The 1,903-nt window shown below is 35.6% G+C and carries 1 protein-coding gene; it reads left to right on the top strand.

Annotated features, from left to right (window positions below; translation table 11 throughout):
- A partial coding sequence (locus EI164_RS15845) for a sensor histidine kinase (protein WP_192520952.1) occupies positions 1–1,752 on the top strand: 1,752 nt, incomplete at its 5' end.
- Positions 1,753–1,903: the final 151 nt, after the last annotated feature.

The following is a 1,903-nucleotide window of genomic DNA, read 5'->3' as shown; positions in this document are numbered from 1 at the left end:
GCTGTATCTAGCTTGTACTATGATTCATTGCAAACTGAATTAGGGACACGCCCTAGTATTCAAAGTATTTTATTTTATTCAACACCGCAGCCTATTGATAATCTAGAGCAATCAGCAGCTGATTGGAAAAATATCTTATTTGCAGATACTGTCAGTTTTAACTACCCAGTAACCAGCAATTATATAGATATTAATAGTGACTCAAATAAGTTGAATTCCAATTCTTATGCATCACAGACTTTATCAGAGCGCATAAACGAGGCATCAGAGGCTAATCAAACCACAACAGATAGTGTATTGGTTGGTTATATTAATATTACTTTAGACGTGCAGGCAATGCGAGAATATTGGTATCGTACCAATCTGTTGGGATGTTTGATTATTACCATCATAGCAGTGCTTTGGGTGTTGTATATTCTGCGGAAACTTAAATGGCCAGTAAGAGATATTGAATCTCTTACTAAAGTATGTGAAGTTGTTCTAGAAAACCCAAGTATTGATCAATTACCCGTTATTTCACAGCATTTCAATTTTAAGGATCTAATACTGATCAAGCGGACCTTTGTGGTTTTGTTTAATCGTTTGCAAAAAGTTAAGCAAGATTACGAGGCAATTGTCGCATTTGAGCAGCAATTACATACCAAAGATGTTTCTCTTGATGTGCAGTTGCATAACTTTCAAAGCATGATAACCCATGAGCTAAAAACCTCCTTAAATGCAATTGTAGGTGGTTTGCAGTTATTAGATCATGATGCTCTTAATAGAGAACAAAAAGATGCAGTTGAAATTATCAGTAGTGGTAGCGAAAAATTGGTGTCATCGCTTGATCACATTATTCAGCTCAACCAAATACAAAAAGGTCAGATACATATCAATTATAGTGAATTTAATCCATTACAATTGATTGCAGATATTTTAGTAGAGTTTGAACCTATTGCCCAAAAAAAAGGTCTAGAGTTGGTCAGTCGTGTTCATCATATAGACTATAGCCTGAAAGGTGATGCAGAAAAGATACAACAGATATTATCGATATTACTTAGCAATGCGATTAAATTTACACCGGTTGGGCAAGTAATTATTACATCGCAATTGACGCATTTTGATAAAAGTAATCGTTGGCAGATCAGTGTGAAGGATACTGGTATTGGTATCGATAGTCATCATATTGATGATATTTTTAATCCATTTTTTCAGGTGGATTCATCAAAAACTCGGCAATATGAAGGTTCAGGTGTTGGGCTGCCCATCGTTAAGCAAATGATTCAGCTCATGGGTGCCACTATAGAAGTTGATAGCACGCTAGGAGTAGGTACGCAGTTTATAATTACGATAGCGATGCCTACCATTCAACATTCTTGGCAACAGAGTTTATTGGCTGGATTGACTTTTATCTATTACTACTATGATGAAGTTGGTTTTTTAGGAGCTGAACTTGAGCATTTAGGGGCAGCTGTTGTTTATTGTCAGCATGAGCAGTTGGTAATCGATGAGATGAAGGCAAACAAAGTAGACATGGTGATGTTTGCGGAAGATATTTTTCCAAGAAAAGCTGAATCCTTAGCCAGTCGTATTCGTAAAGCTGAAGACGACCATCGTGCGTTATTAGTGTATTGGTATTCACCGCATCAAGCGCAATATTTAGACAGTTTCGAACATGGATTAAAAGTCGCAGGTATTGATTATTGTTGTAGTGCTATTTATAAAGATAAGGATTTAAGTGATTTGCTACAACGTTGGATGGTATGGAAATAATGATAAATTCTAAAATATGATTAGCACTATTAACTGTGCTACTTTTTTTGGTAATAATTTCTATCGCGATTTTTAAGATGAGAAGAAGCCATATTTAATAGACCTCTTGCAAAAGTCATAGTTTAAGCTCGGAATTAATGATACCAGCAAA

The organism is Psychrobacter sp. FME13 (assembly GCF_014861395.1).
GTDB lineage: Bacteria > Pseudomonadota > Gammaproteobacteria > Pseudomonadales > Moraxellaceae > Psychrobacter.
This window is presented reverse-complemented; position numbering and strand designations above follow the sequence as displayed.